The organism is Streptomyces sp. NPDC036984 (assembly GCF_055607665.1).
Map to the genome: position 1 here is coordinate 19,629 of NZ_JBVJRL010000014.1, position 25,787 is coordinate 45,415.

A 25,787-nucleotide genomic window follows, 5' to 3' on the forward strand; every position below is an offset into this window, starting at 1 on the left:
CGGCTGCCCGCGGCTGCACCGACCGGCCCCCGTGCGGGGCCGGTCAGCGCCGTCCCGGCGCCGCCAACCGGTGGAGTCTCAGCGCGAGTTGGATCTCCAGGGCCCGGGCGGGCGTCTGCCAGTCCGCGCCGAGCAGGCGGCCCACCCGCTCCAGTCGCTGCGCCACCGTGTTCACGTGCACGTGCAGCGCGTCCTTGGTGCGGGCCGGGCTCATTCCGCCTTCGAAGTACGCGTCCATGGTCCGCAGCAGGTCCGTGCCGCGCCGCTCGTCGTACGCCACCACCGGGCCGATGGTCCGGTCGACGAAGCCGGCGATGTCCCGTTCGCCCGCGAGCAGCAGGCCGAGGAAGCCGAAGTCCTCGGCCGCCGCGCCGTCCCCGGCCCGGCCCAGCAGGTGCAGCGCGTCCAGGCAGCGGCGGCCCTCGGCATAGGCGGCGGCCACGGTCTCGGGGTGCCGGGCGAGGTCGGTGACGGGGGCGGAGGCGCCCACGGTGACGGGCTGGTGGACGGCCGTGCCCAGGTGGCGGGCGGTGCGGCGGGCCACTTCCGTGGCGGTGTCGCCGGCGCCGAGCGGCAGCAGCAGGACGGTGCCGCCGTCGCGGGCCGCGGCCAGACCGTGCCGGGTGGCCGCGAGGTGGGAGGCGGCGGACCACAGCCGGCGGCGGGCCGCGGCCTCCTCGTCGGCGTCGGCCGCCGGGCCGTCGAGGCGGGCGGCGAGGACGAGATGGGTGGCGGCCAGGTCCGCGTGGAGGCGGCTCGCGCGTTCGCGCAGCAGGCGGGGGTCCCGGTCGCGCGCGTCCAGCAGGTCGTCCAGCAGCTCGCCGCGCACGCGCTGTTCGGCCTCCGCAGCCGAGCGGCGGGCGAGCAGCAGCAGGGAGGTGACCATCGCCGCGCGCTCCAGGGTGCGCTGGTCGACGGGGTCCAGGCCGGGGTGGCCGCGCAGCACCAGGGCGCCGAGGAGTTCACCGCCCGCGGCCACGGCCGCGATCCAGTCGCTGCCGTGCCGTACGACGTGCCCCTCGGCGCGGGACGCCTCCAGCGCCTGGGCCGGTGCGGCCGCGGCCTCGGTGAACTCGACGGTGCCGGCGAGGACCTGGGAGACGGCGGCGGCCACGTCGTGGACTCCCCCGCCGCGCAGGACGAGTTCGGCGAGCCGGTCGTGGACCTCGGACGCACGCTCGATGACGGCGCTGCGGTCCCGGATGATCTCGTTGGCGCGCTCCAGCCCGGCCAGCGCGGAGCGGGTCTCGGTGAGCAGGTTGGCGGTGTCGATGGCCGCCGCGGCGAGCGCGGCGAAGGAGCCGAGCAGGGCGATCTGCTCGCGTTCGAAGACCCTCGCCCGCCGGTCGGCCGCGAAGAGGACACCGATCACGTGCGGGCCCAGCATCAGGGGGACGCCGAGGATGGCGACCAGGCCCTCGTCGCGGACGCCGGCGTCGATGGTGAGCGTGTGCTGGAAGCGGTCGTCCTTGAAGTAGTCGTCGGTGACGTACGGCCGCGCGGTCTGGGCGACGAGTCCGCCGAGCCCCTCTCCCATGCCGAGGCGCAGCTGCTGGAAGCGGGCGGAGACGGAGCCCTCCGTGACCCTCATGTAGGTGTCGCCGCGCGCCGGGTCGTTGAGGCTGAGATAGGCGACATCCGTGCCGAGCAGGGAGCGGGCGCGCTGCACGATCGCCTGGAGGACGGCGTCGAGATCGCGGAGTCCGGCGAGGTCGTGGGCGGTCTCGAAGAGCGCCGACAGCTCCGCCTCGCGCCGCCGGCGCCCCTCCAGTTCCGCCCGCACGCGCAGGGCGAGCAGTCTGGCCTCTTCCAGTGCGGCGATCCGGCCGGCCGGCGCGCCTTCGGCTCGCGCGAGCAGGACGGGCTGCTCGTACGCCTCGACGGAGGCGTCGCGGGCCAGCAGGTCGAGATACGGGGCCTCGGCGCTGCCGCTGGGTGCCGGCTGAAGGTGATCGCGGGACATGGTCACAGGATTCCGTATCGGCCGCCCGGCCCGGCAGGCCTGTGGACAACTCCCGGAGCCGGTGCCGCGGCGCCGGTCAGTGGGCCGTCCACCCGCCGTCCAGGACGAGCGAGGTACCGGTGACGAAGGACGCCTGCGGGCTGCACAGGTAGGCCACGGCCTCGGCGACCTCCTCGGGTTCGATGAGCCGCCGCAGCGCGCTGTCCTTCAGCAGGACCTCGGACAGCACGCGCTCCTCGGGAATGCCGTGCGCCTGTGCCTGGTCGGCGATCTGCTTCTCGACCAGTGGGGTACGCACGTAGGCCGGGTTCACACAGTTGGAGGTCACTCCATGGGTGGCGCCTTCCAGGGCGGCCGTCTTGGACAGTCCTTCGAGGCCGTGTTTGGCGGCCACATAGGCGGACTTGAAGGCGGAGGCGCGCAGACCATGGACGGAGGACACATTGACGATCCGGCCCCAGCCCCGCGCGTACATGTGCGGGAGGGCGCCGCGGATGAGGCGGAACGGTGCCTCCAGCATCACGGTCAGTACCGTGTGGAACACCTCGGGCGGGAACTCCTCGATGGGCCGCACGAGTTGCAGCCCGGCGTTGTTGACCAGCACATCCGTGCCGGCGGCGACGCGTTCGGCGGCGTCCAGGTCGGTGAGGTCCACGACCCGCGGTACGACGGTGCCCGCGAGGTCGCCGGCCAGTTCCGCCTGCCGGGCCAGCTCGGCCAGGCCGGCCGCGTCCCGGTCGACGGCGCGCACCTCGGCTCCGGCGGCGGCCAGCCGCAGTGCGCAGGCACGGCCGATGCCGCTGGCGGCACCGGTGACGAGGGCGGTGCAGCCGTCGAGGTCGAGAGCGAGGGGCTGGGGCGGCCGGGGGCCGGGCAGGGGGGTGGGCGAGGTCATGTGCCGACCCTAAGCGGGACCGCAGAGTCACCACATGTGGCGACCACACATACTTCAGCCGACAGTCGTAGGGTCAAACCATGTGGGTGCCTCCGACATGGCTTGCTTGATCCGGAAGAGCCCGAACTCGTGCAGCTGCGGCAGCGCGTCCACCGCGAACCAGCCGACCTCCAGCGACTCGTCGTCGTTGACCCGGGCCTCGCCGCCCACAGCCCGGCAGCGGATGGTGATGTCCATGTACTGGCACGTGTCGCCGTTGGGGTAGGTGACCGGGTCCAGGGCCTGGACCAGGACGATTCGCTCGGCGACGCAGTGCACCGCCGTCTCCTCGAACACCTCCCGCACGGCACAGGCCGCGGGCTGCTCGCCCGGCTCCGGGATGCCGCCGATCACCGACCACTTGCGCGTGTCGGACCTCCGGCCGAGCAGCACCCTGCCCTCGTCGTCGAAGACGACCGCGGTGACACCGGGGAGCCAGATCAGCTGCTGCCCCGCGGACGCCCTGAGTGTGCGGAGGAATTCGGGAATCGCCATGACCAGACCTTAACCGGCAGGTGCGCCGCACACCGGCTGCTTCCGGGGGCGTACGGCACGCGTACGGCTACGCGTCACCGGTGCGCCGGGCCCGCAGGCCCGACCCGACGGCCCAGCCGATACCGCCCGCGGCGACCAGCACCAGGGCGATCTCCGGAAGGATGCCCAGCTCGGTGGCGGGGGTGGTGGACGTGCGCAGCGGCACCTTCTGGACCAGGTAGGCGGGCACGAACATGCCGGTCTTCTGGGTGATCTTCCCGTCCGGCATGATGACCGCGCTGACGCCGCTGGTCACCGGCACGGTCACGGTGCGGCTGTGTTCGACGGCGCGGATGCGGGACATGGCGAGCTGCTGGTAGGTCATCTCGCTGCGGTCGAAGGTGGCGTTGTTGCTCGGTACGGAAATCATCTCCGCGCCGTGCGTCACGGTGTCCCGCACCGCCCAGTCGAAGGCGGCCTCGTAGCAGGTGGCGAGGCCCACCTTGGCGCCGTCGATGTCGAACACGCCCGGCTCGGTGCCCCGGCTGAAGTCCTGGTGAGCCATGGCGGTCCAGTCCTTGTTGATCGCTCCGACGAGCGAGCGCAGGGGAAGGAACTCGCCGAAGGGCTGGATCTGCCGCTTGTCGTAGGTCTGCGTCGGTCCCTTGACCGGGTCCCACAGGATCTGCTCGTTGAGGAGCTTGCCGTCCCTCTCGACCACCCCGCCGACGGAGACGGGCACGCCGACGTCCTTGGCGGCCTGCTCGATGACGACGGCGGCGTCCGGGTACGCGAACGGGTCGATGTCGGAGGAGTTCTCCGGCCACAGGACGTAGTCCGGCTTGGGGACCTTGCCCGCCTTGATGTCGGCGGCGAGCTTGTGCGTCTCGCGCGCGTGGTAGTCGAGCACGGCCCGCCGCTGGGCGTTGAACTCCAGCCCGGAGCGCGGCACGTTGCCCTGGACGAGCGCCACGGTCGCGGTGCCGTCCTCCGCCACGTCGCTCACCAGCGCGCGGGCCGCGACCGCGCCCGCCACCGGTACGGCGACGCTGAGCAGCGCGGCGGCCGCGGCGGCGCGCCGCACGGCCCCGGTCCGGCGCCGCTCGGCGATCAGCCGGCCGGCTTCGTACAGGCCGAATCCGCACAGGACGACCGCGAAGCCGAGCACGGGGGTGCCGCCCACCGCGGCGAGCGGCAGGAAGACACCGTCCGCCTGACCGAAGGCGATCTTGCCCCAGGGGAAACCCCGGAACGGTACACGCGCGCGTGCCGCTTCGCCCGCGATCCACACGGCTGCGGCCCACACCGGCCAGGCGGGCAGCCGGGAGACGGCGGCGACACCCACGCCGACCAGGGCGACGAAGACCGCCTCGATGGCGACCAGGGCCAGCCAGGGCCCCGGACCCACCTCCACGCCGGTCCACACCAGCAGCGGCAGCAGGAAGCCCAGCCCGAACAGGTAGCCGAGGCCGAGGGCTGCCTTCCGGCTCCGGCCGCGCAGGACCCAGCCGAAGCCGGCGAAGGCGGGCAGGGCCAGCCACCACAGGGTGCGCGGCGGGAAGCTGACGTACAGCAGCACTCCGCAGAGCGCGGAGGCGGCGGCCGGGACCAGGCGCAGCAGGCGGCCGCCGCGCGCACCGGAGGCGGGGCGCGGCTCGAGCTGGTCCTGCTGGTCCACGGAAGGTGCGGTGACGGTCACCCGGGTGAGTGTACGGCGGTCGACGTCACCGCCGACAGCACGGTCCGGCGCCGGGGCAGCGGCGGTTGGCGCTGGTAAGCGCCTGTCCCGGGAGACCGCCGGCACCCGGCGGAAGCATCGTGTTCCGCCGCGCCCCGTGCCCGAACCGGTCGTCAGCCGTTACGGTGTGCCCAGCCTCGGCGGCGCGGCCGGTTCCGGCGCGCGGCCCTGGCATGCCACAGGTCGGGGGACCGGGTACGAGGGGCGACGGGTGGGGTCGACGGGGACGGGATCCGCGACCGGTGTGTCCGGTGCGGACGCCTACAGCACGCGAAGAAGCGTTTCCGACGGGACGGGCATGATCCTGTTGGGGGCCTGCGCCGGGTGGTCGCTGATCACCGCGGCGGCCCACGGCGGACGGCCGGAGGGCATGCTGCTCGCGGTGCTCGCCGTGACCGCCGGCTATGCCGCGGGCCGGGTCTCCGGCGCGCTGCTGCCGGTGGCCGCGCCCTGCGCCGGTGCGGCGGCCGGCCTCGCGCTGGCCGTGGCGCTGCCCGCGCTCTCCACCGGCCCCTGGTACGCCGCCCCGCCCGGGCACGCCGGTGCCACGGCCGCCCTGCTGGTGCTGGCCACCGGGGCGGCGTGTGGTGCCGCCTGGGCGACGGACGTCCCGGCGCTGCGGCTCGCCCTGCGGGTGCTGGCCTGCGCCATCGTGCCGGCCGGGGCCGTGCTGGGGTCGACGGCCGGGTGCGCGGCCGGCGCGGCGGTCCTGCTCTGCTCGCTCGCCGCGGGCTCGGCCCGCCGCCGGGGTAGGTGGCTGACCGGCCTGGCCGGGGCGGCGGTCCTGGTGGCGATCACGGTCTGGGCGGTCGCCGCTGAGGCGCTGCCCGACGGCCTCGCCGGGGCGGTCGAAGACCGGTTCACGGCGCACCGGGTCGGGCGGTGGCGGGACGCCCTGCGGCTGGCGGACCGGAACAGCGGCCTGGGGGTCGGCCCCGGCCGGTTCGGTGAGCTGAGCCCGGTCACGCTCCGGACGCCGCCGAGCGACGCCACACCGCACTCGGCCCCGCTGCAGCAGGCGGCCGAGCAGGGACTGGTCGGGCTGTTCCTGCTGGCCGCGGTATTCTGCTGGGTGCTGTACGCACTGTGGCGCAGCCCCCGCTCCACACCGGTGGCCCTCACCGCGGGCGCGGCCCTGACGGCGCTGGCCGCCCTCGCTTCGGTGGGCAACGCGCTGAGCTTCACGACGGTGACGGCAGGCGCGGGACTCCTGGCCGGCTGGGCGACGGCCCGGCCATGGTCGGGCGACGGCACGCCCTGGCTGTGAGCGGGGCCCGGCGTAGAGCACGTACGGCACGCTGCGTCGGCCGGCCTCGGCGGGCATACCCGGCGTACCGGGCATGGGCGGCACGCCGCGTCGCTCGGCCTCGGCGAGCCGTCTCAGCCGGCCGTCCCCGGTGTGATCGTCCGCAGCCGCTCCCGGATCACCCGTACCGCCGACTCCGCGTTGTCAACGGTGATCGTGAACGTGTGGCCGTCCCACAGGCGCAGCACGATGCCCTCACCCTTGCGTACGACGACCGCGGTGCCCTTCTCGGGGCGCCAGCGGTAGCCCCAGCCGCCCCAGTGCCGGGGGGTGACGTGGGCGGTGAAGTCGGCGCCGGCCACATGGGCGAGCGGGATACGGCGGCGCGGGAGCCCCATGTGCCCGCAGCGCACTTCGACGCACTCCTTGTCGAGCTTGAGGTCGACGTGCACGAAGGCGAGCGTCCCGAAGAGGACCAGCAGGCCGGCCGCGATGCAGCCCACGACGGACATCACCAGCGGGGCGATGCCGGAGGTCCACGCCGAGTCGACGGCCAGTTCGATGCCGAGCGCCATGCACGCGGCGCCCACCAGGGCCAGCAGCCACTGGACCCGGTTCGTGGCGCGTCCGGTCCAGACGTCCGGGAGCCGGTTGTCGTCGGCCTCGGGGTGGTCCCTCATGTCTACGAGGTTACTCAGGTTTCGCTGCGCGGGTAGGGCGTGGCGCAGGGTGACTGGCCCGGGCGGAGCATGCTGGACCGGGCTGCCGGACCCGTTCCGCGCCGGTCAGCGGACGGGGCTGACGGCCTGGAGGAAGCGGCCTTCCTCGTAGGACAGCGCCGTGTCGGGGAGCGTGGCGTCACGTCCGCTCAGCAGCACCGTGAGGGTGGTGTCGGCGACGGCGGTCGGGGCCGGCTCCACGCCGATGCGGCGCAGCGCCTGGGCGGCCACCGCTCCCGCGGTGCCGTGCAGGACGAGGGGCGGGCGGCCGGGCTGCTGGACGGCCGCCCGGATGCGGTCGGCGACCAGCTCGTAGTTGGTGCAGCCGAGGACGACGGTGGTCACGTCGTCCGGGGTGCGGGCGGCGGCCGAGGCGATCGCCGCGTCGATGGCCGCGTCGTCCGCGTGGTGGACGGCATCCGCGAGGCCGGGGCACGCCACCTCGGTCACGGCCACGCCCGCGGCGAACTGCTCGATCAATCCGCGCTGATAGGCGCTGCCCGTGGTGGCCGGGGTCGCCCAGATCGCGACGGGCCCGCCGCCCGCGGCCGCCGGCTTGATCGCCGGGACCGTACCGATGATCGGAAGGGTCGGCTCGAAGCGGGCCCGCATCGCGGGCAGGGAGTGCACCGACGCGGTGTTGCACGCGACGATCAGGACATCGGGCTCATGCAGGGCGGCGGCCCCGGCGACGGCGATGGCCCGCTCGGTGATGTCTTCCGGGGTACGCGGCCCCCACGGCATTCCGTCCGGGTCCCACGACAGCACGAGTTCCGCGTCGGGCCGCAGCCGACGTACCGCGGCAGCGGCGGGAAGCAGGCCGATTCCGGAGTCCATGAGCGCGATCTTCACCCGGCCACGATAGACGATGCGCCCTTGGGAGCCGGTCCGGTGGGGCAGACTGCGGCCGTGAGCGCCTTCCTGTGGATCACCGTCGTATCACTGGCCGCCTGGTGCTGGCTGCTGCTGGGCCAGGGCTTCTTCTGGCGCACGGACGTCCGGCTGCCGCACCGTCGGGAGCCGGACGAGTGGCCGTCGGTGTGTGTGGTCGTACCGGCCCGCGACGAGGCCGCCGTGCTGCCGGCCAGTCTGCCGTCGCTGCTGGCGCAGGACTATCCGGGGCGGGCGGAGGTCTTCCTGGTGGACGACGGGAGCACGGACGGCACCGGGGAGCTGGCCCGCGACCTGTCCCGGCGGCACGGCGGGCTGCCGCTCACGGTGGGGTCGCCGGGTGAGCCGCCCGCGGACTGGACGGGCAAGCTGTGGGCGGTGCGGTACGGCATCGGGCTGGCACGCGCGCGTGAACCCGCGTACCTGCTGCTGACGGACGCGGACATCGCGCACGCGCCGGACAGTCTGCGCGAGCTGGTGGCGGCGGCCCGCACCGGAGGCTTCGACGTGGTGTCGCAGATGGCGCGGCTACGGGTGGCGAGCCGGTGGGAGCGGCTCGTGGTCCCGGCGTTCGTGTACTTCTTCGCGCAGCTGTATCCCTTCCGGTGGATCGGCCGGAGGGGCTCGCGTACGGCCGCGGCGGCGGGCGGCTGCGTGCTGCTGCACGCCGGTATGGCGGAGCAGGCGCGCATCCCGGACGCCATCCGGCACGCCGTCATCGACGACGTGGCGCTCGCGCGCGCGGTGAAGGACGCGGGAGGTCGCGTCTGGCTGGGGCTGGCGGACCGGGTGGACAGCGTGCGCCCCTACCCGCGGCTGGGCGATCTGTGGCGGATGGTCTCGCGCAGCGCCTACGCACAGCTGCGCCACCATCCACTGCTGCTCCTCGGAACGGTCGCCGGGCTCGCGCTGGTCTACCTGGTGCCGCCGGCCGCCGTGGCCGTGGGCGCGGCCGGCGGCGGTACGGCGACCGCGCTCGCCGGGGCGTCGGCCTGGGCGGTGATGGCGGGGACGTACGTGCCGATGCTGCGCTACTACCGGCAGCCGCTGTGGCTCGCTCCGCTCCTGCCGTTCACCGCCTTGCTCTACCTGCTGATGACGGTCGACTCAGCGGTGCAGCACTACCAGGGGCGCGGCGCCGCCTGGAAGGGCCGCACCTACGCCCGCCCGGACGCCGTGCCCGACGAGGGCTGAGATCGGTCACTTGCGGCCGGGTGTCCAGTTCATGCCCCAGCCGTAGGCGCGGTCTATGGTCCGCTGCGGGCTCGATCCGCGCTCCGGCACCAGGTACCGCGCCTCGCGCTGGACGACGAGGTCGCCGCCTGTGTTGGTGATCAGGGCGAGCGCGCACACCGGGGAGGCGACGGTGCACTCGTCCAGCGAGAACTCGATGGGCGCGCCGTGCTGCGGCTGGAGGGTGACGGTGGCGTGCAGGTCGGCGAAGGAACTCGCGCCCTCGTAGATGGTGACGAAGACGAGAATGCGCCGGAGGTCCTGCTTGTGGTCGAGGTTGACGGTGAGGTTCTCGCCGCTCGCCACGGCTCCGCTGCGGTCGTCGCCGTCGAGATGGATGTACGGCGGCCGGTGGAGCGAGCCGAAGGAGTTGCCGAGCGCCTGGACGACTCCCTTGCGGCCGTCGGTGAGTTCGTACAGCGCGCACAGGTCGAGGTCGACGTCGCCGCCACCGCCCCACCTGCCCCAGCCCGGGAACTGTTTGCGCATCTGCCAGTTGAGGTTCACCCGCAGGGCACCGGAGGTGCCGCCCTGCTTGGCCAGCGAGACGGACGGGGACGCCTTCGTGAGGGTGACCTTGGACAGCCGGACCGGCTGGGCGGCGGGTACGGGAGGAGCCGCGGGCGGCGGGGCCGCCGCCGTGACGGGACGGGGTGGCGCGGCCGGGGCGGTTGTGCCCGGACGCGGTGGCGTGGCCGCGGGGGCCGTGGCGGGACTCGGTGGCGTGGTCGCGGGGGCCGTGGGCGGTGCGGCGTGCTGCGGTTCGTCCACGGTGATGCCGAAGTCCGTGGCCAGACCTTGGAGGCCGCTGCTGTAGCCCTGGCCGACGGCGCGGAACTTCCAGCCGCCCTGGCGGCGGTAGAACTCGCCGAGCACGAAGGCCGTCTCGACGGTCGCACCGGGGCTGTCGAAGCGGGCGACCACCTGGCCTGACGCGGCGTCGGTCACCTCGATGCAGAGGTCCGGAACCTGTCCGAACGTTCCGCCGTCCGCGGAAGCGGCGAGGACGATCCGCTCGATGGCGCCTTCCACGCGCGCGAGGTCGACCGTCAGGGTGTCGGTGACGCGTCCGCCGGCCGTCCGCTTGCCCTCGTGGCGCACCGCACCGGAGGGATGGGCGGACTGGTTGTAGAAGACGAAGTCCCCGTCGGAACGGACTTTTCCGGCGGCGAGCAGCAGCGCCGAGGCATCGGCGTCCGGCACTCCCGGGCCGGAGCGCCAGCCCAATGCGACGCGCAGCGCCGTGGCCGGCACCGGCGTGTTCGAACCTTTCGGCATTGACATGTCCGCCCCCTCGCGTGTCGGCTTCCGGGTTTCGCCCGGCGGTCCGGGTCATCCCTACCCGCACAACCTATTCCCGGGTACGGCGCACACCCCCGAACGGCGCAGCAAGATCGCCGGTCAACCGCCGGTAACCCCGGAGGAACCCGCCTTTTACGCGATTCAAACGTTGATCGGCGTCCCTTTTTGCCGAGTTCGCTCGGATTGGGGATCCCAGGCTCCTGCCGACACGGAAAACAACCCTCTTATCGGTCTCCCCAACCAGCACATCGTGGGCTTAACTTATGTGCCATGACCTCCCCCCGCTCCACCTATGGCGGCGGCTACTACTCCGCCTCCTTCCCGGACACCCCGATCTACGACTCGCTCGTGGCCGAGCGGGGCACCCCGCAGATCGCCCCGATCCGGGTCCCCGCCGCCTACGACACGGGCAGCAGCCTGCCCGCCCTGCCGTCGGCCCTCCCCGCTCTCCCGGCGGCCCCGTCCCCGCAGCAGCCCGGCTACGGCTACCCTCAGGCGCCGCAGCCCGCACCGCTGCAGCATGCGCCCACGGCGTACATCCCGCAGCAGGCGAGCGCCCCGCGCGGCTACCCGGGTACGCAGGCCCCGCAGCCCCAGCGGCCGATGGCGTCCGGCGCCGGGTACGAGGCCATGCGCCCGGCCGCGCCGCGGCCCGCACCGGCTCCCTACCACGACCCGTACAACAACCAGCAGCAGTACCGCGGCTACTAGAGCCGGCGCACCCTGGCTGTCGGTGCCGCCTGGCACGATGGCGGCATGGGAAACGCCGAAGTGCAGTCGCTCCATGTCCATCCGGTCAAGGCGTTCCGGGGCATGTCGCCCAGGGAGGCCGTGGTGGAGCCCTGGGGCCTGGCCGGGGACCGACGCTGGACACTGATCGACCACGGGGGAAAGGTCGTCACACAGCGTGAGCAGCCGCGGCTCGCGCTGGCCGCCGCCGAGCCACTGGCCGGCGGCGGCGTTCGTCTGTCCGCGCCCGGCCGGGCGCCGCTGACCGTCGAAGTGCCGCAGCCGGTGACGACCGTGCCGGTCAATGTTTTCGGCACGAAGGTCGAGGCGGTCCCGGCCGCCGCGGCCGCGCACGACTGGTGCAGTGCCTATCTGGGTGTCGAGGTCCGCCTGGTCCACATGGACGACCCGGCCCACCGCCGCCCGGTCGAGCCCGAGTACGCCCTGCCCGGCGAGACGGTGAGCTTCGCCGACGGTTACCCCCTGCTGATCACCACGGTTGCCTCGCTGGAGGCGCTGAACTCCCTGATAGCCGAGGGCCCGCATGCCCACGAGGGCCCGCTGCCCATGAACCGCTTCCGGCCCAACGTCGTCGTGGCCGGCACCGAGCCCTGGGCCGAGGACCACTGGCAGCGGATCTCCGTCGGCGAGGTGGTCTTCCGAGCCCCCAAGCCGAGCGCGCGGTGTGTCGTGACGACCACCGACCAGAACACCGCCGCGCGCGGCCGGGAACCGCTGTACACCCTGGCCCGCCACCGCAGGATCGACGCGAAGCTGCTGTTCGGGAAGAACCTCGTGCCCGTCTCCGCCGGCACGATCAGGGTCGGCGACCCGGTCCGGGTGCTCGACTAGTACGCGGCCACCGGCTCGTCCGTCACCTCGCGCAGACCGCTCGGCCGGGAACCCGGGGCGGTGACCCGGTCGTTGAGAGGGCGTGAGAAATTCGTGAGGCCGCGTGCGTCACAAGCCGCGGCGGACGTGATGTCGCTCTCTCTCGGTCCGGACCGCGAGCGGGCGCCGTCGCCGGGGGTTATGACGGACCGGAAGGGGGGTGGGGGCATGCGGGCACTCAGTGGGCTGTGGCGCTGGCGGCGCAATCCGCTGCGCCGCACGACCGATCTGGCCGAGGCGTGGGTGGCCCTCGTGTCGCTGCTGCTGATCGTCGTGGCCGCACCCGTGACGGGTTGTCTGGTCGGTTTCACGGCCCAGGACTCGCTCCAGCGGTCCGTACGGCAGCAGCAGCACGCGCGCCACGTCGTCACGGCCACCGTGGTGCGGGACCTGGGCGGGGTCCTGCCGGAGGCCGATCCGGACACCTCCTCCGCGCGCGAGGCCCGCAGTCGCGTCCTCGCGAACTGGACGGCGCCGGACGGCACCCGGCAGCACGGCCCCGTCCTCGCGGAACTGAAGTCACCGCGCCCGGGGGACCACTTCGGCCTCTGGACCGACCCGCACGGCCGAATAACGACCCGTCCGCTGGACTCCGCCACCGCGACGGCGCACGCCGTGCTCGCCGGATTCGGCGCGGCCCTGCTGACCGCGGCCCTGGTCGAGAGCGTCCGGCGCCTGACCGTCTGGCGCCTGGTCCGCCGGCGGTACGCGCGCTGGGACCAGGCCTGGGACCGGGCGGGCCCGGACTGGGGCAAGGCGGGCACCGGCAGCTGACCGCCTTCCGGCTCTGGTCCACTCGGCGTGCACGCACGCGCTACGGTGGACCGGCCGAAGCGCTTTCGGCGACAACCCGCGGGGGCCGTGAACCCCGGAGCGCAGGTTTCCCGTGAGCGCGAACGCGCTCACGCCCCGGGGCCGAGCACGGTCGCGGTGCCGCCACCGGCGGCAGCGCCCCGGCGGGCAGCGAGCCATCAGTACGACGAGGTGGGGGCACAGCAACGCCATGGCACAGGGCACGGTCCAGGTGACGCACACCGGTACCTCGCGGTGGCGGCGCCGCACGGGTGAGTACGCTTCGCTCGCCGCCGCCCTGGAGGCCGCCGCCGACGGCGACGTCCTCACGATCGCCCCCGGCACCTACCGGGAAAATCTCGTCGTCCAGCGGGCGGTGACACTCCGTGGGCCCGAGGGCTCACCCGGCTCGGTGCGGATCGCGCCCGTGGACGGGGTGCCGCTCACCGTGCGGGCCTCGGCCGTGGTGCAGGACGTGCACGTGGAGGGCCAGGACGCGGCGGCGCCCGCGCTGCTGGTCGAGGAGGGCACGCCCGAGCTGATGGACGTGCGGATCGTCACGCGGTCGGCCGCCGGTATCGAGGTGCGCGGCGGCGCCCGCCCGACCGTGCGCCGCTGCACCGTCGACAACCCGGCCGGCATCGGCATCGCCGTACTCGACGGCGGGGGCGGGGTGTTCGAGGAGTGCGAGGTCGTCGCGGCCGGGCAGGCGGGCGTGGCGGTGCGCGGCGGGGCACATCCGCGCCTGGACCGCTGCCGGGTGCACCACGCCTCCGGGCCCGGACTGACCGCGACCGGCGAGAACACCTCGCTGGAGGCGGTGGGCTGCGAGATCTACGAGGTGCGCGGCTCCGGGGTGCAGGTCACCCAGCGGGCCACCGCGCACCTGACCGACTGCGAGGTGCACCGCACCACCGCCGACGGCATCACGCTGGACACGGACGCGGTGCTCACGCTCGCCGACTGCCACATTCACGACATCCCGGAGAACGCGGTCGACCTGCGCTCCCGTTCGGTGCTCACCCTGACCCGGACGACGGTCCGTCAGTTCGGGCGCAACGGCCTGTCGGTGTGGGACCCGGGCACCCGGGTGGACGCCAACCAGTGCGAGATCTTCGACAGCACCGGCGACTACCCGGCGGTGTGGGTCAGCGACGGCGCCACCGCCGTGCTCGACTCCTGCCGGGTGCACGACGTGCCGGACGCGCTGTTCGTGCTGGACCGGGGTTCCCGCGCGGACGTCGTGGACAGCGATCTGTCGCAGGTGCGCAACACGGCCGTGTCGGTGAGCGACGGGGCCACCGCCCAGCTGGACGACTGCCGGATCAGGGAGGCGGCCACCGGCGCCTGGTTCCGTGACCACGGCAGCGGCGGCACGCTCAACAACTGCACGCTGGACGGCACCCAGACCGGTGTGATCGTCACCAAGGGCGCCGACCCGACCATCGAGCGCTGCACGGTGGACTCCCCCGCCGAGGCCGGTTTCTACGTCTCCGCGGGCGGCCGCGGCAGCTTCCTCGGCTGCCGGGTCAGCGGCAGCGGCGGCTACGGCTTCCATGTGATCGACGGCTGCCGTACGACGTTGCGCAAGTGCCGCACGGAGCGCTGCGCGCGCGGTGGGTACGAGTTCGCCGACGGCGGCCCGGACGCGGGATCCGGATCGGGGCCGGTCGTGGAGGACTGCACCAGCGACGAGAGCGGCGGTCCGCGGACGCCGGCGGCCCGGGAGGCGGCCGTGCAGACAGTGGCGCAGTCCGTCGGCCTGCTGGGCTCGATCCCCGGGCAGCAGGCGGCCCGGCAGGAGCCGCTCGTCGCCGTGCCGGAGCCGGAGACGTCGCAGCGGACGTCGAAGGACGTGCTCGGGGAACTCGACGCGCTGGTGGGTCTGGAAAGCGTCAAGCGCGAGGTGCGGGCGCTGACCGACATGATCGAGGTGGGCCGGCGCCGGCAGCGGGCCGGGTTGAAGGCGGCCTCCGTCAAACGGCATCTGGTCTTCACCGGCTCCCCCGGCACCGGCAAGACGACGGTCGCCCGGCTCTACGGCGAGATCCTCGCCTCGCTGGGCGTGCTGGAGAAGGGCCACCTGGTGGAGGTGTCGCGCGTCGACCTGGTCGGCGAGCACATCGGTTCCACGGCGATCCGCACCCAGGAGGCGTTCGAACGGGCCCGCGGCGGTGTGCTGTTCGTCGACGAGGCGTACGCGCTGTCCCCGGAGGACGCCGGGCGGGATTTCGGCAAGGAGGCCATCGACACGCTGGTGAAGTTGATGGAGGACCACCGGGACGCCGTGGTGGTGATCGTCGCCGGATACACGGCGGAGATGGAACGCTTCCTGTCCGTCAATCCGGGTGTGGCCTCCCGCTTCTCCCGCACCATCACCTTCGGCGACTACGGCCCCGAGGAGTTGCTGCGGATCGTGGAGCAGCAGGCCGACGAGCACGAGTACCGGCTCACGCCGGGCGCGTCCGAGGCGCTGCTGAAGTACTTCACGGCGATCCCGAAGGGCCCCGCGTTCGGCAACGGCCGTACGGCCCGGCAGACGTTCGAGGCGATGGTGGAGCGCCACGCGGGCCGGGTCGCCCAGTTCACCGACCCGACGACCGACGACCTGACCCTGCTGTACGCGGAGGACCTGCCGGAACTGCCCTGAGTCCGTCGGGCACCGCGCTCAGCCCGCTTCGGCGCCGCCCTGGCCCGGCTCCGGGCGCTGGGCCGGCAGCTCGGGGCACAGGCGGGCCAGGAGGTGGGCGCGTTCGCGCCTGAAGGCGGGGTCCGCCTGATAGTCGGAGTGGCCGAGGATCGGGTCCGGGAGCGGGTGGTCGAGGGTGCGGCCGTAGACACGGGGGTCCGGCAGGGGCTCGTGGTCGACGTCCGGGGTGGCGTCGCCGGGCACGCGGACGGGGCCGCCGATGGGATCGGTGCGGCGGTAGAGGTTGCGCCAGCAGACGACGTCGTGGTGCAGGGCGGCGAGCGCCGGCGGGCCGAAGTGGGCCGGGAACCAGCGGCCGTACAGGCGCTCCAGTGGTGAGCCGTAGGTGAGCAGGGCGACCCGGCCGCGTACGGACTGCGGCAGCTGCCAGGCCGCCGCGGCGGCGAGGACGCTGCCCTGGGAATGGCCGGACAGGACCAGCCGGCCTCCGGTGTGCCGGGTCCAGGTGGCGATGCGCCAGGTCAGATCCGGTACGGCGCGCTCGGCGTAGCAGGGTGGCGCGAAGGGGTGGGCGGCGCGCGGCCAGAAGGTGCCGACGTCCCAGAGGATGCCGACGGTGCGCCGGGCCGAGGCGTCCTTGTAGGCCCGCCTGCCCCAGGTCACGAAGAGCAGGAAGCCGAATCCGACCAGCCAGGAGCCCAGAGCCTGCGAGGTCTCGGCCACGGCCTGGACGAGGTGGTGGGCGGGGCGGGCCGCTCCCTCGGGGGTCTCCCGGGTGGCCAGGGCTCCGGCCAGCGCCGCGCCACCCAGCAACAGGGTGGTGGCGGTGAGCACGGCGACGATGAGGGGCGCCTGGTCGGTGAGGGTCGCCATGGCCCGGGCGTGGGCGATGGCGCGGGTGCGGGACGGGTCCTCGGGTTCGCCCGGGTGCTCGCGGCGGACGCGGTCGCGTTCGGCGCGGGCGAGCCTGCCGGTGCTCAGCGCGAGCAGGGCGGCCAGGAGGAGCAGGACCACGAGAAGCGGCGGGATGGCGGACGCCTGCCAGGTCAGCAGGACGGGCGGCCCGGGGAGCAGGGCGCGGGTGCCGTCCAGCCAGTCGGCGACGCGCTGCGCGAGCCCGCCGGAGATCACCCCGCCCAGCGCACAGGCGAGCAGGGCGACGGCGGGACCGCCGAGGCCGCGCATCCCGGCGCGCGGGTCGGGGCGGCGCCGGTACAGATGCCGGGCCACGGCTGCCAGGGCGAGGACGAGCAGGCCCTGGGTCAGCATGAGGGCGCCGAAGGCCGGGTCTCCTGGGAGTCGTCCGGTGGACTGCCAGCCGGGCCGGGCCCAGCCGGCGTACAGCAGGCCGAGCAGCAGCAGGGTGAGCGCGCCGAGCGGCAGGAGGCGGCCGAGGTGCCGGTCGAGCCGCTGGTCGAGCCGGTTCTCGCTGCGCCCCCGGCGGCAGACCACGCCGACCACCACCGCCGCCCAGGCGAGCAGGGCCCCGGCCAGCAGCCAGCCGGCGGCGTCGAGCGCGGCGGGTCCGCCTGGCCGGTGGTCGAAGCGGGTCGGTGGGGTGACGACGGCGGCGGCCACCGTGAGCAGGCCCGCCGCGGTGTGGGCCGCGCGCAGCCGGGCGACCAGGCGGCGCCCGTACCAGAAGCCGGGGCGGGCCAGCGCACTGGCGTGGGTGTCGGGGTCGGGGTCGTCGGTGTCCGGCCCGCGGTCATCGGTGCCCGGATCGGGGTCGTCGGTGCCCGGATCGGGGTCGTCGACGAATAACGGCCGGTGGGACTCGTACGCGCTCCAGGTGCGGTGCGAGAGGTACCAGAGGAGGCAGGTCAGCGCGGTCGGCACCACCGCGGCGAGCGCGAGCCGGCGGCCCGGCGCGCTCCACCAGCCACCGGCTGCGGCGGGCGCTCCGGGGGCCGCGGGTGCCAGGAAGTCCAGCCAGGAGTGGCGGCGGACACAGGCCTGGACGCCGGCGCACTGCCAGGCGACCAGGTCCAGGGCCACCTCGCAGACGGCGGCCACCAGGAGCACCGTCAGGGTGAGGGCGGCCAGCCGTACGAGGAGACCGTAGAGCCGGGCGGTGCGCGGCCTGCCGGGCGCGGCGGGCCGCATCCAGTGGGCGAGGTTGACCACCATGAACGGCAGCAGCAGCAGCCACAGGGCGCGGCTGCCGTCGCCGGAGGTCAGGTTGCACCAGACGTACGCCTCCCGGATCGGCCCCTTCCGCGGTGTCTCCCCGGTCTCGGCGTCCTCTGCGCGCCGGAACACGGCGGCCGTGTCGTCGCCGGTGACCCGGACGGTGCGCGGGTCACCGAGCATTTTGTCGGGTGTGGTGCCGCCGACCCCGTGCACCAGCAGTTCCAGATCGGTCTCCGGCCCCGCGCGCCCGTCTGTGTGCTGCCCGGCGGGGCGGTTCTCGTGCCGGTCGGTGGTGCGTTCCGTTGCGCGTTCCACTGTTCTCGCACTTCCCCCGTGACGCCCTGACGTCTGTGTCGTGCGCGCTCCAGGATGTCCGGTCCGGGGGTCGTGTACACCTCTCGTCACGAAATCTCCCCGATCCGTGTGACGGCGGGCGGGCGAGCGCGTCCCCGGTCGTCGGCATCCGGGCGGGCAGGTGGTGGCGCAACCGGCACCGACCCGTGAAAAGATGGGACGCCCGCGCGCTACCGGACGTATGGAACCTCCAGGTCGGAGCCGGTACGCCGGGCGGGTCGGACGGTTTGCGGCGAAAGGACCGGAGCGTACGTGAGTGAGAATCAGAACCTCCTCGCGGAGCAGCGCCGCGCCCTGATCCTGGACGAGGTCCGGCGCCGGGGCGGGGTACGGGTCAACGAGCTGACCCGCAAGCTCGGTGTCTCGGACATGACCGTGCGCCGTGACCTGGACGCGCTCGCCCGCCAGGGTGTGCTGGAGAAGGTGCACGGCGGTGCGGTGCCGGTGGTCGAGGCGAGCACCCACGAGCCTGGGTTCGAGGCGAAGTCCGGGCTGGAGCTGAGCGCCAAGGAGGACATCGCGCGCGCCGCCGCCCGGTTGGTCAGCCCGGGCGCGGCGATCGCCCTGTCCGGCGGTACGACGACGTACGCCCTCGCCCAGCACCTGCTGGAGGTGCCCGATCTGACCGTGGTGACGAACTCGGTGCGGGTCGCGGACGTCTTCCACGCGGCGCAGCGCACCTCGGGGCAGCGGCAGGGGGCGGCCACGGTGGTGCTGACCGGCGGGGTGCGCACTCCGTCGGACTCGCTGGTGGGGCCGGTGGCCGACCAGGCGATCGCCACGCTCCACTTCGATCTGCTCTTCCTCGGCGTGCACGGCATATCGGCGGAGGCCGGCCTGTCCACGCCGAACCTCGCGGAGGCCGAGACCAACCGGCGGCTGGTGCACTCCGCGCGCCGGGTCGTGGTGGTGGCCGACCACACCAAGTGGGGCACGGTGGGCTTGAGTTCCTTTGCCACACTGGAGCAGGTGGACACCCTGGTCACCGACGCGGGCCTGCCCGCCGAGGCGCGCGAGGAGATCTCCGAGCACCTGCGTGTGCTGGTGGCGGGCGAACCCGCGGAAGAGGCCGCAGACATCTGAGGGGCCGTCAGCTATGGTGGCCCCGCCCGGTCGGCCGCGCTGCCGGAGTGACACCAGGGGGGCTCGTCCATGGCTCGTCGTCTGCGCCCGGTGGGAACCGACTTCGTCGGGTCCGCACCCGTACGTCTGGTCTTCGCGCGGGAGATCTCCGCGTCCCCGGAGCGGGTCTTCCACGCACTCGCCGAGGACGTGCCCGGCTGGACGCAGTGGTTCTCGGCGGTGGCCTTCGCCCGGGCCACCCACGGCGGCGCCGGGCGGGAGATCCGGCTCAGGGGCGGGACGCGGTTCGAGGAGACGGTGCTCGTGGCGCGGGCGCCCGAGGTGTACGCCTACCGCGTCGACGTCACCAACGCGCCGGGGGCCCATGCCCTGGCCGAGGAGTGGCGCCTTGCTCCTTGCGGCACGGGCACGCAGGTGCAGTGGGTCTTCGCCGCGGACGGGACGGCGCCGTTCCGGTTCGTCCTCGGGCTGGCCCGGGCGGGCCTGGGGCGCGCCTTCCGCGATGCGGTTTCCTCCTTGGACCGGCGCCTGGCGAAGCCCTGATCAGCCGGTGCCGCGGGCCCGCTGCGACTCGGTCACCACCGCTGCCATCAGCTCCGCGTCCAGCGCGGAGACGTCGGCCAGGCGGGAGGCGGCGGACAGCGAGTTGAGCAGGGTCTTGGTGACGCGCAGGGCCGCCGGCGGGCGGCGGACGATGGGCCTGGCCCAGTCGGCGACGGCCGCGTCCAGCTCGTGCGCGGGGACGACCCTTTGCAGGATGGACAGGGACTGGGCCTCGGCCGCGGTGAAGGCGCGTCCGGTGAGGACGAGTTCACGGACGCGGGCGGCGCCGACCTCGCTGATGAGGCGGGGCAGGAGGCCGCCCCAGGCGGTGGGCAGCCCGAGGGCGAGTTCGGGCAGCCGGAAGGTCGCGTCCTCGGCTCCGACCCGCAGGTCGCAGGCGAGCGCCAGGGCGAGGCCCGCCCCGATGGCCTTGCCGTGGACGCGGGCGATGGTGACGGCCGGGTTCGCGGTCAGGGCGTCGCAGACGCGCCGCGCCTTGGCCCCCGACAGGCGGATGCCGCCGCCCGTGGGGTCGTGGGCGAGCTGCCGGGTGAACTCGCTGCGGTCCCCGCCGAGGCAGAAGTCGTCGCCGCTCCCGGAGAGCACGACCACCCGGACCGCCGGGTCCTGGTCCTGGAGGACCGCCAGGAGGTCGTCCAGCAGGGCGTCGGTGACGGTGTTGCCCTGCTCGGGGGTGTTCAGCTCGACGGTGAGGACGGGGCCCTCCCGGTGCGTCCGCAGAGTCTGCCGCAGGGCACCGGTCGGGAGAGCCTTGAGGGGGAGGGTGGTCATGTCGTCACTTTCAGGGAGGTGATGCGCCGGAAAACCATCCGGTTCGCGTAGGTCGGGCGCGCGGTCGGCCGCAGGGTGGGGAATCGTTCCAGCAGCTGGGTGAGCAGGAGGCGGGCCTCCAGGCGGGCCAGCGTCGTGCCGAGGCAGTAGTGCACGCCGCCGCCGAACGTGAGGTGGCCGCCCTTGCGGCGGATGTCGAAGACGTGGGGCTCCGGGTTGCGGCGCGGGTCGTGGTTGGCGGCGCCGTACAGGACGTGGACGGTGGTGTCCTTGGCGATGGGGACGCCGGCGAGGACGGTGTCGTCCGCGGCGAAGCGGGAGTTGAGGTGGATCGGCGGGTCGTACCGCAGCGCCTCCTCGATCGCGTCGTCGACGTGTTCGGGGTGCCGGCGCAGCCAGTCGGCCTGGACGGGGTCCTGGGTCAGGAACCACACGAGGTTGGCCAGCAGGGTCGCGGTGGTCTCCAGGGAGGCGATGGTGATGAACATCGTCAGGTCGTACAGCATCTGGTCCGCTGCCGCGCGGTCGTCGGGGTAGTGGGCGTCCCAGTAGCGGATCCAGCCCGAGAGGATGTCGTTGCCGGGGTGGGCGCGGCGGTGCGCGAGGAGGTCGGTGAAGAAGGCCCTCATCTCCAGGGTGGCCTGGGCCGAGATCGCCAGTTCGCTCTTGGTGGGGATCAGTTCCTGGGCGTGGACCTGCCGGTGGGTGAAGTCCAGGATGTGCGGGTAGTGCTCGGCCGGGATGGCGAGCCAGTGGCCGACGGTGTGGATCGGGAGCTGGTCGGCGACCGTGCCGACGAAGTCGGCCTCGCCGTTGGCGTGCACCTCTGCGTCCAGTCGGTCCAGGAGCCGGGTGACGTGGGCGGCGATGTGCGGCCGCAGGGCCTCGAGGGTGCCGCGGTCGAAGAGGTTGCCCAGGGCGCGGCGCCGGAGGGTGTGCTCCGGCGGGTTGAGCCGGGAGAGCGTCCGCGTCATCTCCCGCGTCGCCGGGTCCTGCCAGCGTGCCGGGTCCGGCCGGCGCTGCTGCCAGTCGAAGTCCGGTACGAGCCAGTTCCTGCCGCGCAGGATCTCGCTGCAGAGCTCGAAGCCGGTCACGAAGTACCCGCCCCAGGGAGCAGGCACCACTTCCCCCAGGGCGCGCAGCTCGTCCCAGACGGGCAGGGGATCGGCCTGGCCCTCCTCGGAGCGGAGGCGACGAAGGAGGGGGATGACGGCTCGGCGGTCGGTGGGGGTACCGCGTATGACGCCAACGGCGGTCACGCGAAGCTCCTTTATGGCTGGGCGCTACCGTTACCGCCGGAACCTACCCTTCCCCTCTCCTTCATCATGCGCCTGACAATGTTGCTCCCGTCACATGCCGCACATCAGACCCGGAAGATGTCCAAGAACGTACTCCAGAAGCCCTTCTTCCTGGCCGGTTCCTGACGGGTGGCGGGCGCCGGAGCCGAGTGGAGCGGCTGCTCCGCCGCGGCGGTGACGGTCCGGTTCTGGAGCGCGGAGACCATGCGGGTGGCCGGCGTCGGGCTGAACGCCACGGGCAGCGTGACCAGTGCCCGGTGGAACGGACCCGGCCGCCACTCCAGCTCCTTCTCGTGGACGGCCAGCGTCAGGTCGGGCAGCGCGTTGAGGATCTTCTCGATCGCGGTGACGGCGATGACCTGTGCCGGGTCCTTGGCCGGGCAGGCGTGCGGACCGGCTCCCCACGCCAGGTGGGCGCCCTTGCTGTGCGTCCGTCGGGCCTCGGCCAGCGCCGGATCGCTGTTGGCCGCGGCGAAGCTGATGACGACCGGGGTGCCCGCCTCCGCCACCACTCCCCCGAGGTCCACGTCCTGGACCGGGTAGTGGGTGGCGTAGTTGGCGATCGGCGTCTGGTTCCACAGCACGTGATCGATCGCCTCCTCGATCAGCAGCCCGGAGTCGCGTCCGCTCGTGTCGGGTGACAGCAGCAGGAGCAGGGCGTTGCCGATGAGGTTGCGCTCGGGTTCCACGCCGGCGCCCATCAGCATGACCAGCTGGTCCTTGAGCTCCTCGTCGGTCAGGCCCGCGGGGTGCTGGATCAGCCAGGAGGTGACGTCGTCGCCGGGCCGACGGCGCTTGAGTGCGATCAGCTCCATGAGGCAGGCGGTGAGTTCCTCGTTGGCCCGCAGGGCGTCCTTGCCGTCGAAGATCGCCGACATGGAGCTGGTGAGGGTGTCACCGATGTCCGCCGGGCAGCCGAAGAGCTTGTTGAACAGCAGCAGCGGCAGCAGTTTGGCGTAGTCGTTGAGGAGGTCGGCCCGGCCGCGCTCGCTGAACTGGTCGATGAGGTAGTCGGCGATGGGCTCGACGTCCCTGCGGATCCGGGTGATGTTGAGCCGGGCCAGGCTGTCCGTGACGGCCTTGCGCAGCCGCAGATGCACGGCTCCGTCGGTGAACAGGCAGTTGGGCCGGTACGCCATCATCGGCAGCACCGGGTGGTCCAGCCCGATGCGCCCTTCGGCCAGCGCCTTCCAGCGGCGGGCGTCCCGGGCGAAGAGCGTGGAGTTCTGCAACACGCGCAGAGCCGTCTCGTGCCCGACGACCAGGGTCGCGTCGATACCGGGCGCGAGTTCGACCGGCCCGGCCGGGCCCTGGGCGCGCAGCCGGTCGTAGACCTGGTGGGGGTCGGCGGCGAACGCGGCGTCGTGCATGGGGCATCTGGCCCCGGTGGGAGCGGGGACTGACTGGCGGTCCATGGGGTTCCTTCTGCTGGCTCCGGGCCGATGGTCCGGGCGGATTGGCGTGTCAGGCGACTCGGGTGAGCAGGTGCCGCACGAGCGCGATCAGCGCGCGGGCGGAGGACTGCCGGTCGCGGGCGTCGCAGTAGACGACGGGAGTGTCCGGGAGCAGGTCGAGGGCCTCGCGGACCTCCGCCTCCTCGTACGCCTTGCCCTGCTCGAAGCTGTTGACCGCGATGGCGTACTCGAGGCCGTATCCCTCGACGAGGTCGATGACGGGGAAGGTCTCCTCCAGCCGGCCTGGGTCGACCAGCAACAGTGCCCCCAGCGCACCGCGGGCCATGTCCTCCCACAGCTGCATGAAACGCTGCTGTCCGGGGGTGCCGAACAGATACAGCACGAGTTCGTCGCTGAGGGTCAGACGGCCGAAGTCCAGGGCCACGGTGGTGGTGGTCTTGTCCGTCACGCCCCTGAGGTCGTCCACATGGAGGGACGCCTGCGTCATCTTCTCCTCGGTGCGCAGCGGGGTGATCTCCGACAGCGAGCCGATGAAGGTCGTCTTGCCCACCGCGAAGTGCCCGACGACGAGGATCTTCGCAGCGTTGGTCACCGCGCTGGAGACGTAGATGGATCCCGGGGCCGTCTCAGCTGATGAGGGATTGGAGTCCATGCAGAACCTTCTCGAGGGTCGCTCTGTCAACGTTCTGAGCCCGGGGCGGCTCGGCGCGGCGCAGCAGGTGGCCCTGCTCGAATAAGTCGGTCAGCAGCAGCCTGGCCACGCCCACCGGCAGCGCCAGGTGGCCGGCCACCTCGGCGACCGACAGGTAGCCGCCCGCGCACAGCTGCCAGATGGCCATCACCTCGGGGCCGGCCCCCAGCGGAGGGGTCCGCTCGGGAGCCAGCGTGACCAGGGTGTGCAGCGCCAGGTCGTCCGAGGCCGGCAGCCTGCGGCCGCCGGTGATGACGTAGGAGCGGACGAAGTCGCTGGTGACGGAAGCTTCCTCGCCGGGCGTCGTCATGCGCCGGCACCATGGTCCGTGCGCGGCGCCACGCTCATCGCCTTGCTCAGACCGGCCACCGTCTTCTGCATGCGGAACGACATGGCCTCCATGTCGACGTCCAGCGCGGCCGAGACGGCGAGGTACGACCCCTGACCGGCGGCGATGAGGAAGATCCAGCCGCCGTCGTACTCCAGCAGCGTCTGCTTCCAGATGCCGTGCCCCGCTCCCACGAACCCGGCGACGGCGCGGCTCAGCGACTGCATCGAGCTCATCGCGGCGGCGTTCGTCTCGGCGTCGTCCCGCGCGATGTCGTCCGACCGCTGCAGCAGCAGGCCGTCGCCCGAGACGAGGATCGCGTGCCGGGCTCCGCGTACCTCGAGCACGTCGTTCAGCACCCAGGACAGGTCGGTCTTCACTTGTTGTCAGGTCCTTCCGTGGTGTTCGTGGTGCGGCCGAGCTGTGTTCCGCGCGCGAACGCCCCGAGCCGTGACGCCGTGACCTCGCTGGCCGGCTCCTGGGCCCCGTCCTGGCCGGCGGCGTCGAGGGCGGGGACCACCGTGACGGGGCCACCCCGTCGCCGGCGCTTGGGCAGACCTCCGGAGGTCGTGCCCACCACGTGCGAAGGGCCCACGACCGGGACCGGCGCCAGTCGCTGGGGGGCCGCCTCCGGGTCCGCGGTGTCCTGCACGTCGGCCGCGGGGGAAGGAACGTCGGCCGCCAGGAGACTTTCGGGCACACGAATCACTGCACGCACTCCGCCGTAGGGGGACACGGAACCGACGGAGACGGCGAAGCCGTAGCGGGCGGCGAGCATGCCGCACACGGCGAAGCCGAACCGCGGCGGATCGCCGAGACCGGTGATGTCGACGGGGCCGTCGACGGACAGCAGAGCCGCCGCCCGGTCCTTGGTCTCCTGGTCCATGCCGAGGCCGGCGTCGTCCACGATGAAGCAGACACCGGTCGGTACGGCCTGGATGTTGACCTCGACCGGCGTTCCGGGCGCACTGTAGTTCGTCGCGTTGTCCAGCAGCTCGGCCAGCACGACGGCCACCGGCTCGACGGCCTTGCCGACGAGCGAGACGTTGACCTGCGAGTGGACGCTGACCCGGTTGAAGTCCTTGATCCTGCCCTGGGCGCTGCGGGCGACGTCGTAGACCGTGGCCGCGCCCTCCCGCCTGCCCAGCCAGCCGCCGCACAGCACGGAGATGCCCTTGGCGCGGCGGCCGAACTGGCTGCCGGTGTGGTCGACCGTCATCAGGTCGGCCAGCATCTCCGTGGTGTCGCCGTACTTCTTCAGCAGGTCGTCCAGGAGTACCTGCTGCTCCTCGGCGAGCGACTGGAGCGTTCCCATCGCGGATTTCAGCACCGCTTTGGTCGCCGCCTCCGCGTCCGCCCGTACGTCCGCGAGGTCGCGCTGATGCTGTGCGGTCAGCGCGGCGATGTGGGTGTGCAGTTGGCCGACATCGCCGCGGGCCTCCCCCAGCCCTGCCTCCAGGTCCCTCCTCGTTCTTCGGAGCGCCATGTTGGTTCTCCGGGCCCGCATCACTGCGACGACCGCAGCGATGAGCACCACCAGCAAGATCCACAGCAGTGGATCCTGGGTCAATGACGTCATGAGACTCTC

23 protein-coding genes are annotated in these 25,787 nt (G+C 73.2%); 8 read left to right on the top strand and 15 right to left on the bottom strand.

The features are described 5' to 3' along the window. Positions 1-43 precede the first annotated feature (43 nt). The 4 genes from ACZ7DL_RS24265 to lnt all read right to left on the bottom strand — a co-directional run bounded on the left by ACZ7DL_RS24265 (position 44) and on the right by lnt (position 5,070). Positions 44-1,963 carry a helix-turn-helix domain-containing protein gene (locus ACZ7DL_RS24265; RefSeq protein WP_470776948.1) on the bottom strand — a complete coding sequence of 640 codons (1,920 nt, stop codon included), beginning with the start codon at positions 1,961-1,963 and terminating at the stop codon, positions 44-46. Positions 1,964-2,039: 76 nt separating this feature from the next. Then, positions 2,040-2,858, bottom strand: a complete 819-nt coding sequence (locus ACZ7DL_RS24270) for a 3-hydroxybutyrate dehydrogenase (RefSeq protein WP_470776950.1) — start codon at positions 2,856-2,858, stop codon at positions 2,040-2,042. Between the two features lie 54 nt (positions 2,859-2,912). Beyond that, entirely contained in the window at positions 2,913-3,392 is a 480-nt protein-coding gene (locus ACZ7DL_RS24275; RefSeq protein WP_470776951.1) for an NUDIX hydrolase, read from the bottom strand. 67 nt (positions 3,393-3,459) lie between these two features. Continuing rightward, positions 3,460-5,070: an apolipoprotein N-acyltransferase gene (gene lnt, locus ACZ7DL_RS24280; protein ID WP_470776953.1), complete on the bottom strand. Its 1,611-nt coding sequence runs from the start codon at positions 5,068-5,070 to the stop codon at positions 3,460-3,462. Between the two features lie 337 nt (positions 5,071-5,407). Between lnt and ACZ7DL_RS24285 the strand changes: the two genes are divergently transcribed. After that, positions 5,408-6,376, top strand: coding sequence for an O-antigen ligase family protein (locus ACZ7DL_RS24285; protein WP_470776955.1), 969 nt, complete (start codon positions 5,408-5,410; stop codon positions 6,374-6,376). Positions 6,377-6,489: 113 nt separating this feature from the next. Here ACZ7DL_RS24285 and ACZ7DL_RS24290 read toward each other — a convergent pair whose 3' ends face one another. Continuing rightward, complete coding sequence (locus ACZ7DL_RS24290) at positions 6,490-7,035, bottom strand: hypothetical protein (RefSeq protein WP_470776956.1); 546 nt, start codon at positions 7,033-7,035, stop codon at positions 6,490-6,492. Positions 7,036-7,140: 105 nt separating this feature from the next. Then, positions 7,141-7,926 carry a glutamate racemase gene (locus ACZ7DL_RS24295; RefSeq protein WP_470776958.1) on the bottom strand — a complete coding sequence of 262 codons (786 nt, stop codon included), beginning with the start codon at positions 7,924-7,926 and terminating at the stop codon, positions 7,141-7,143. 39 nt (positions 7,927-7,965) lie between these two features. Between ACZ7DL_RS24295 and ACZ7DL_RS24300 the strand changes: the two genes are divergently transcribed. Continuing rightward, a complete protein-coding gene (locus ACZ7DL_RS24300; RefSeq protein WP_470776959.1) occupies positions 7,966-9,159 on the top strand; it encodes a glycosyltransferase in 1,194 nt (397 codons plus the stop codon). Between the two features lie 6 nt (positions 9,160-9,165). Here the strand turns inward: ACZ7DL_RS24300 and ACZ7DL_RS24305 are convergent, their stop codons facing one another. Then, a complete protein-coding gene (locus ACZ7DL_RS24305) occupies positions 9,166-10,476 on the bottom strand; it encodes a TerD family protein (RefSeq protein ID WP_470777270.1) in 1,311 nt (436 codons plus the stop codon). Between the two features lie 294 nt (positions 10,477-10,770). On the opposite strand from ACZ7DL_RS24305, the gene ACZ7DL_RS24310 reads away from it, so the two are divergent. From ACZ7DL_RS24310 to ACZ7DL_RS24325, 4 genes are all read left to right on the top strand, one after another. Beyond that, positions 10,771-11,211 carry a DUF6643 family protein gene (locus ACZ7DL_RS24310; RefSeq protein WP_470776960.1) on the top strand — a complete coding sequence of 147 codons (441 nt, stop codon included), beginning with the start codon at positions 10,771-10,773 and terminating at the stop codon, positions 11,209-11,211. 45 nt (positions 11,212-11,256) lie between these two features. Next, positions 11,257-12,081 (top strand): MOSC domain-containing protein, encoded by an 825-nt coding sequence (locus ACZ7DL_RS24315; protein ID WP_470776962.1) that lies wholly within the window; start codon positions 11,257-11,259, stop codon positions 12,079-12,081. A gap of 207 nt (positions 12,082-12,288) precedes the next feature. Beyond that, positions 12,289-12,894 (top strand): Rv1733c family protein, encoded by a 606-nt coding sequence (locus ACZ7DL_RS24320; protein WP_470776964.1) that lies wholly within the window; start codon positions 12,289-12,291, stop codon positions 12,892-12,894. Between the two features lie 229 nt (positions 12,895-13,123). Further along, positions 13,124-15,562 (top strand): right-handed parallel beta-helix repeat-containing protein, encoded by a 2,439-nt coding sequence (locus tag ACZ7DL_RS24325; protein ID WP_470776966.1) that lies wholly within the window; start codon positions 13,124-13,126, stop codon positions 15,560-15,562. 18 nt (positions 15,563-15,580) lie between these two features. Here the strand turns inward: ACZ7DL_RS24325 and ACZ7DL_RS24330 are convergent, their stop codons facing one another. After that, positions 15,581-18,010 carry a hypothetical protein gene (locus ACZ7DL_RS24330; protein ID WP_470776967.1) on the bottom strand — a complete coding sequence of 810 codons (2,430 nt, stop codon included), beginning with the start codon at positions 18,008-18,010 and terminating at the stop codon, positions 15,581-15,583. A gap of 291 nt (positions 18,011-18,301) precedes the next feature. Between ACZ7DL_RS24330 and ACZ7DL_RS24335 the strand changes: the two genes are divergently transcribed. Continuing rightward, positions 18,302-19,132, top strand: a complete 831-nt coding sequence (locus ACZ7DL_RS24335; RefSeq protein WP_470776969.1) for a DeoR/GlpR family DNA-binding transcription regulator — start codon at positions 18,302-18,304, stop codon at positions 19,130-19,132. Between the two features lie 69 nt (positions 19,133-19,201). Then, positions 19,202-19,675: an SRPBCC family protein gene (locus ACZ7DL_RS24340; RefSeq protein ID WP_470776971.1), complete on the top strand. Its 474-nt coding sequence runs from the start codon at positions 19,202-19,204 to the stop codon at positions 19,673-19,675. Here the strand turns inward: ACZ7DL_RS24340 and ACZ7DL_RS24345 are convergent, their stop codons facing one another. The 7 genes from ACZ7DL_RS24345 to ACZ7DL_RS24375 all read right to left on the bottom strand — a co-directional run bounded on the left by ACZ7DL_RS24345 (position 19,676) and on the right by ACZ7DL_RS24375 (position 25,778). After that, positions 19,676-20,467: an enoyl-CoA hydratase/isomerase family protein gene (locus ACZ7DL_RS24345; RefSeq protein WP_470776973.1), complete on the bottom strand. Its 792-nt coding sequence runs from the start codon at positions 20,465-20,467 to the stop codon at positions 19,676-19,678. Next, positions 20,464-21,726: a cytochrome P450 gene (locus ACZ7DL_RS24350; RefSeq protein WP_470776975.1), complete on the bottom strand. Its 1,263-nt coding sequence runs from the start codon at positions 21,724-21,726 to the stop codon at positions 20,464-20,466. The genes ACZ7DL_RS24345 and ACZ7DL_RS24350 overlap by 4 nt, the downstream gene beginning before the upstream one ends. Before the next feature lie 104 nt (positions 21,727-21,830). Continuing rightward, a complete protein-coding gene (locus ACZ7DL_RS24355; RefSeq protein WP_470777272.1) occupies positions 21,831-23,135 on the bottom strand; it encodes a cytochrome P450 family protein in 1,305 nt (434 codons plus the stop codon). A gap of 94 nt (positions 23,136-23,229) precedes the next feature. Beyond that, positions 23,230-23,832, bottom strand: coding sequence for a GTP-binding protein (locus tag ACZ7DL_RS24360; protein ID WP_470776977.1), 603 nt, complete (start codon positions 23,830-23,832; stop codon positions 23,230-23,232). After that, positions 23,807-24,181: a DUF742 domain-containing protein gene (locus ACZ7DL_RS24365; protein ID WP_470776979.1), complete on the bottom strand. Its 375-nt coding sequence runs from the start codon at positions 24,179-24,181 to the stop codon at positions 23,807-23,809. Before ACZ7DL_RS24365 ends, ACZ7DL_RS24360 begins: the two co-directional genes overlap by 26 nt. Beyond that, complete coding sequence (locus ACZ7DL_RS24370; RefSeq protein WP_470776980.1) at positions 24,178-24,579, bottom strand: roadblock/LC7 domain-containing protein; 402 nt, start codon at positions 24,577-24,579, stop codon at positions 24,178-24,180. Before ACZ7DL_RS24370 ends, ACZ7DL_RS24365 begins: the two co-directional genes overlap by 4 nt. Further along, the gene (locus ACZ7DL_RS24375) at positions 24,576-25,778 is read right to left on the bottom strand and encodes an ATP-binding protein (RefSeq protein WP_470776982.1); all 1,203 of its coding nucleotides are present in this window, start codon (positions 25,776-25,778) and stop codon (positions 24,576-24,578) included. The genes ACZ7DL_RS24370 and ACZ7DL_RS24375 overlap by 4 nt, the downstream gene beginning before the upstream one ends. Positions 25,779-25,787 lie beyond the last annotated feature (9 nt).

What these genes read in the sequence shown, in the direction of transcription:
- ACZ7DL_RS24265 (WP_470776948.1), bottom strand. Translation starts at nt 1,963, where the DNA reads ATGTCCCGCGATCACCTTCAGCCGGCACCCAGCGGCAGCGCCGAGGCC.
- ACZ7DL_RS24270 (WP_470776950.1), bottom strand. Translation starts at nt 2,858, where the DNA reads ATGACCTCGCCCACCCCCCTGCCCGGCCCCCGGCCGCCCCAGCCCCTC.
- ACZ7DL_RS24275 (WP_470776951.1), bottom strand. Translation starts at nt 3,392, where the DNA reads ATGGCGATTCCCGAATTCCTCCGCACACTCAGGGCGTCCGCGGGGCAG.
- ACZ7DL_RS24285 (WP_470776955.1), top strand. Translation starts at nt 5,408, where the DNA reads ATGATCCTGTTGGGGGCCTGCGCCGGGTGGTCGCTGATCACCGCGGCG.
- ACZ7DL_RS24290 (WP_470776956.1), bottom strand. Translation starts at nt 7,035, where the DNA reads ATGAGGGACCACCCCGAGGCCGACGACAACCGGCTCCCGGACGTCTGG.
- ACZ7DL_RS24305 (WP_470777270.1), bottom strand. Translation starts at nt 10,476, where the DNA reads ATGCCGAAAGGTTCGAACACGCCGGTGCCGGCCACGGCGCTGCGCGTC.
- ACZ7DL_RS24310 (WP_470776960.1), top strand. Translation starts at nt 10,771, where the DNA reads ATGACCTCCCCCCGCTCCACCTATGGCGGCGGCTACTACTCCGCCTCC.
- ACZ7DL_RS24315 (WP_470776962.1), top strand. Translation starts at nt 11,257, where the DNA reads ATGGGAAACGCCGAAGTGCAGTCGCTCCATGTCCATCCGGTCAAGGCG.
- ACZ7DL_RS24320 (WP_470776964.1), top strand. Translation starts at nt 12,289, where the DNA reads ATGCGGGCACTCAGTGGGCTGTGGCGCTGGCGGCGCAATCCGCTGCGC.
- ACZ7DL_RS24325 (WP_470776966.1), top strand. Translation starts at nt 13,124, where the DNA reads ATGGCACAGGGCACGGTCCAGGTGACGCACACCGGTACCTCGCGGTGG.
- ACZ7DL_RS24340 (WP_470776971.1), top strand. Translation starts at nt 19,202, where the DNA reads ATGGCTCGTCGTCTGCGCCCGGTGGGAACCGACTTCGTCGGGTCCGCA.
- ACZ7DL_RS24345 (WP_470776973.1), bottom strand. Translation starts at nt 20,467, where the DNA reads ATGACCACCCTCCCCCTCAAGGCTCTCCCGACCGGTGCCCTGCGGCAG.
- ACZ7DL_RS24355 (WP_470777272.1), bottom strand. Translation starts at nt 23,135, where the DNA reads ATGCACGACGCCGCGTTCGCCGCCGACCCCCACCAGGTCTACGACCGG.
- ACZ7DL_RS24360 (WP_470776977.1), bottom strand. Translation starts at nt 23,832, where the DNA reads ATGGACTCCAATCCCTCATCAGCTGAGACGGCCCCGGGATCCATCTAC.
- ACZ7DL_RS24365 (WP_470776979.1), bottom strand. Translation starts at nt 24,181, where the DNA reads ATGACGACGCCCGGCGAGGAAGCTTCCGTCACCAGCGACTTCGTCCGC.
- ACZ7DL_RS24375 (WP_470776982.1), bottom strand. Translation starts at nt 25,778, where the DNA reads ATGACGTCATTGACCCAGGATCCACTGCTGTGGATCTTGCTGGTGGTG.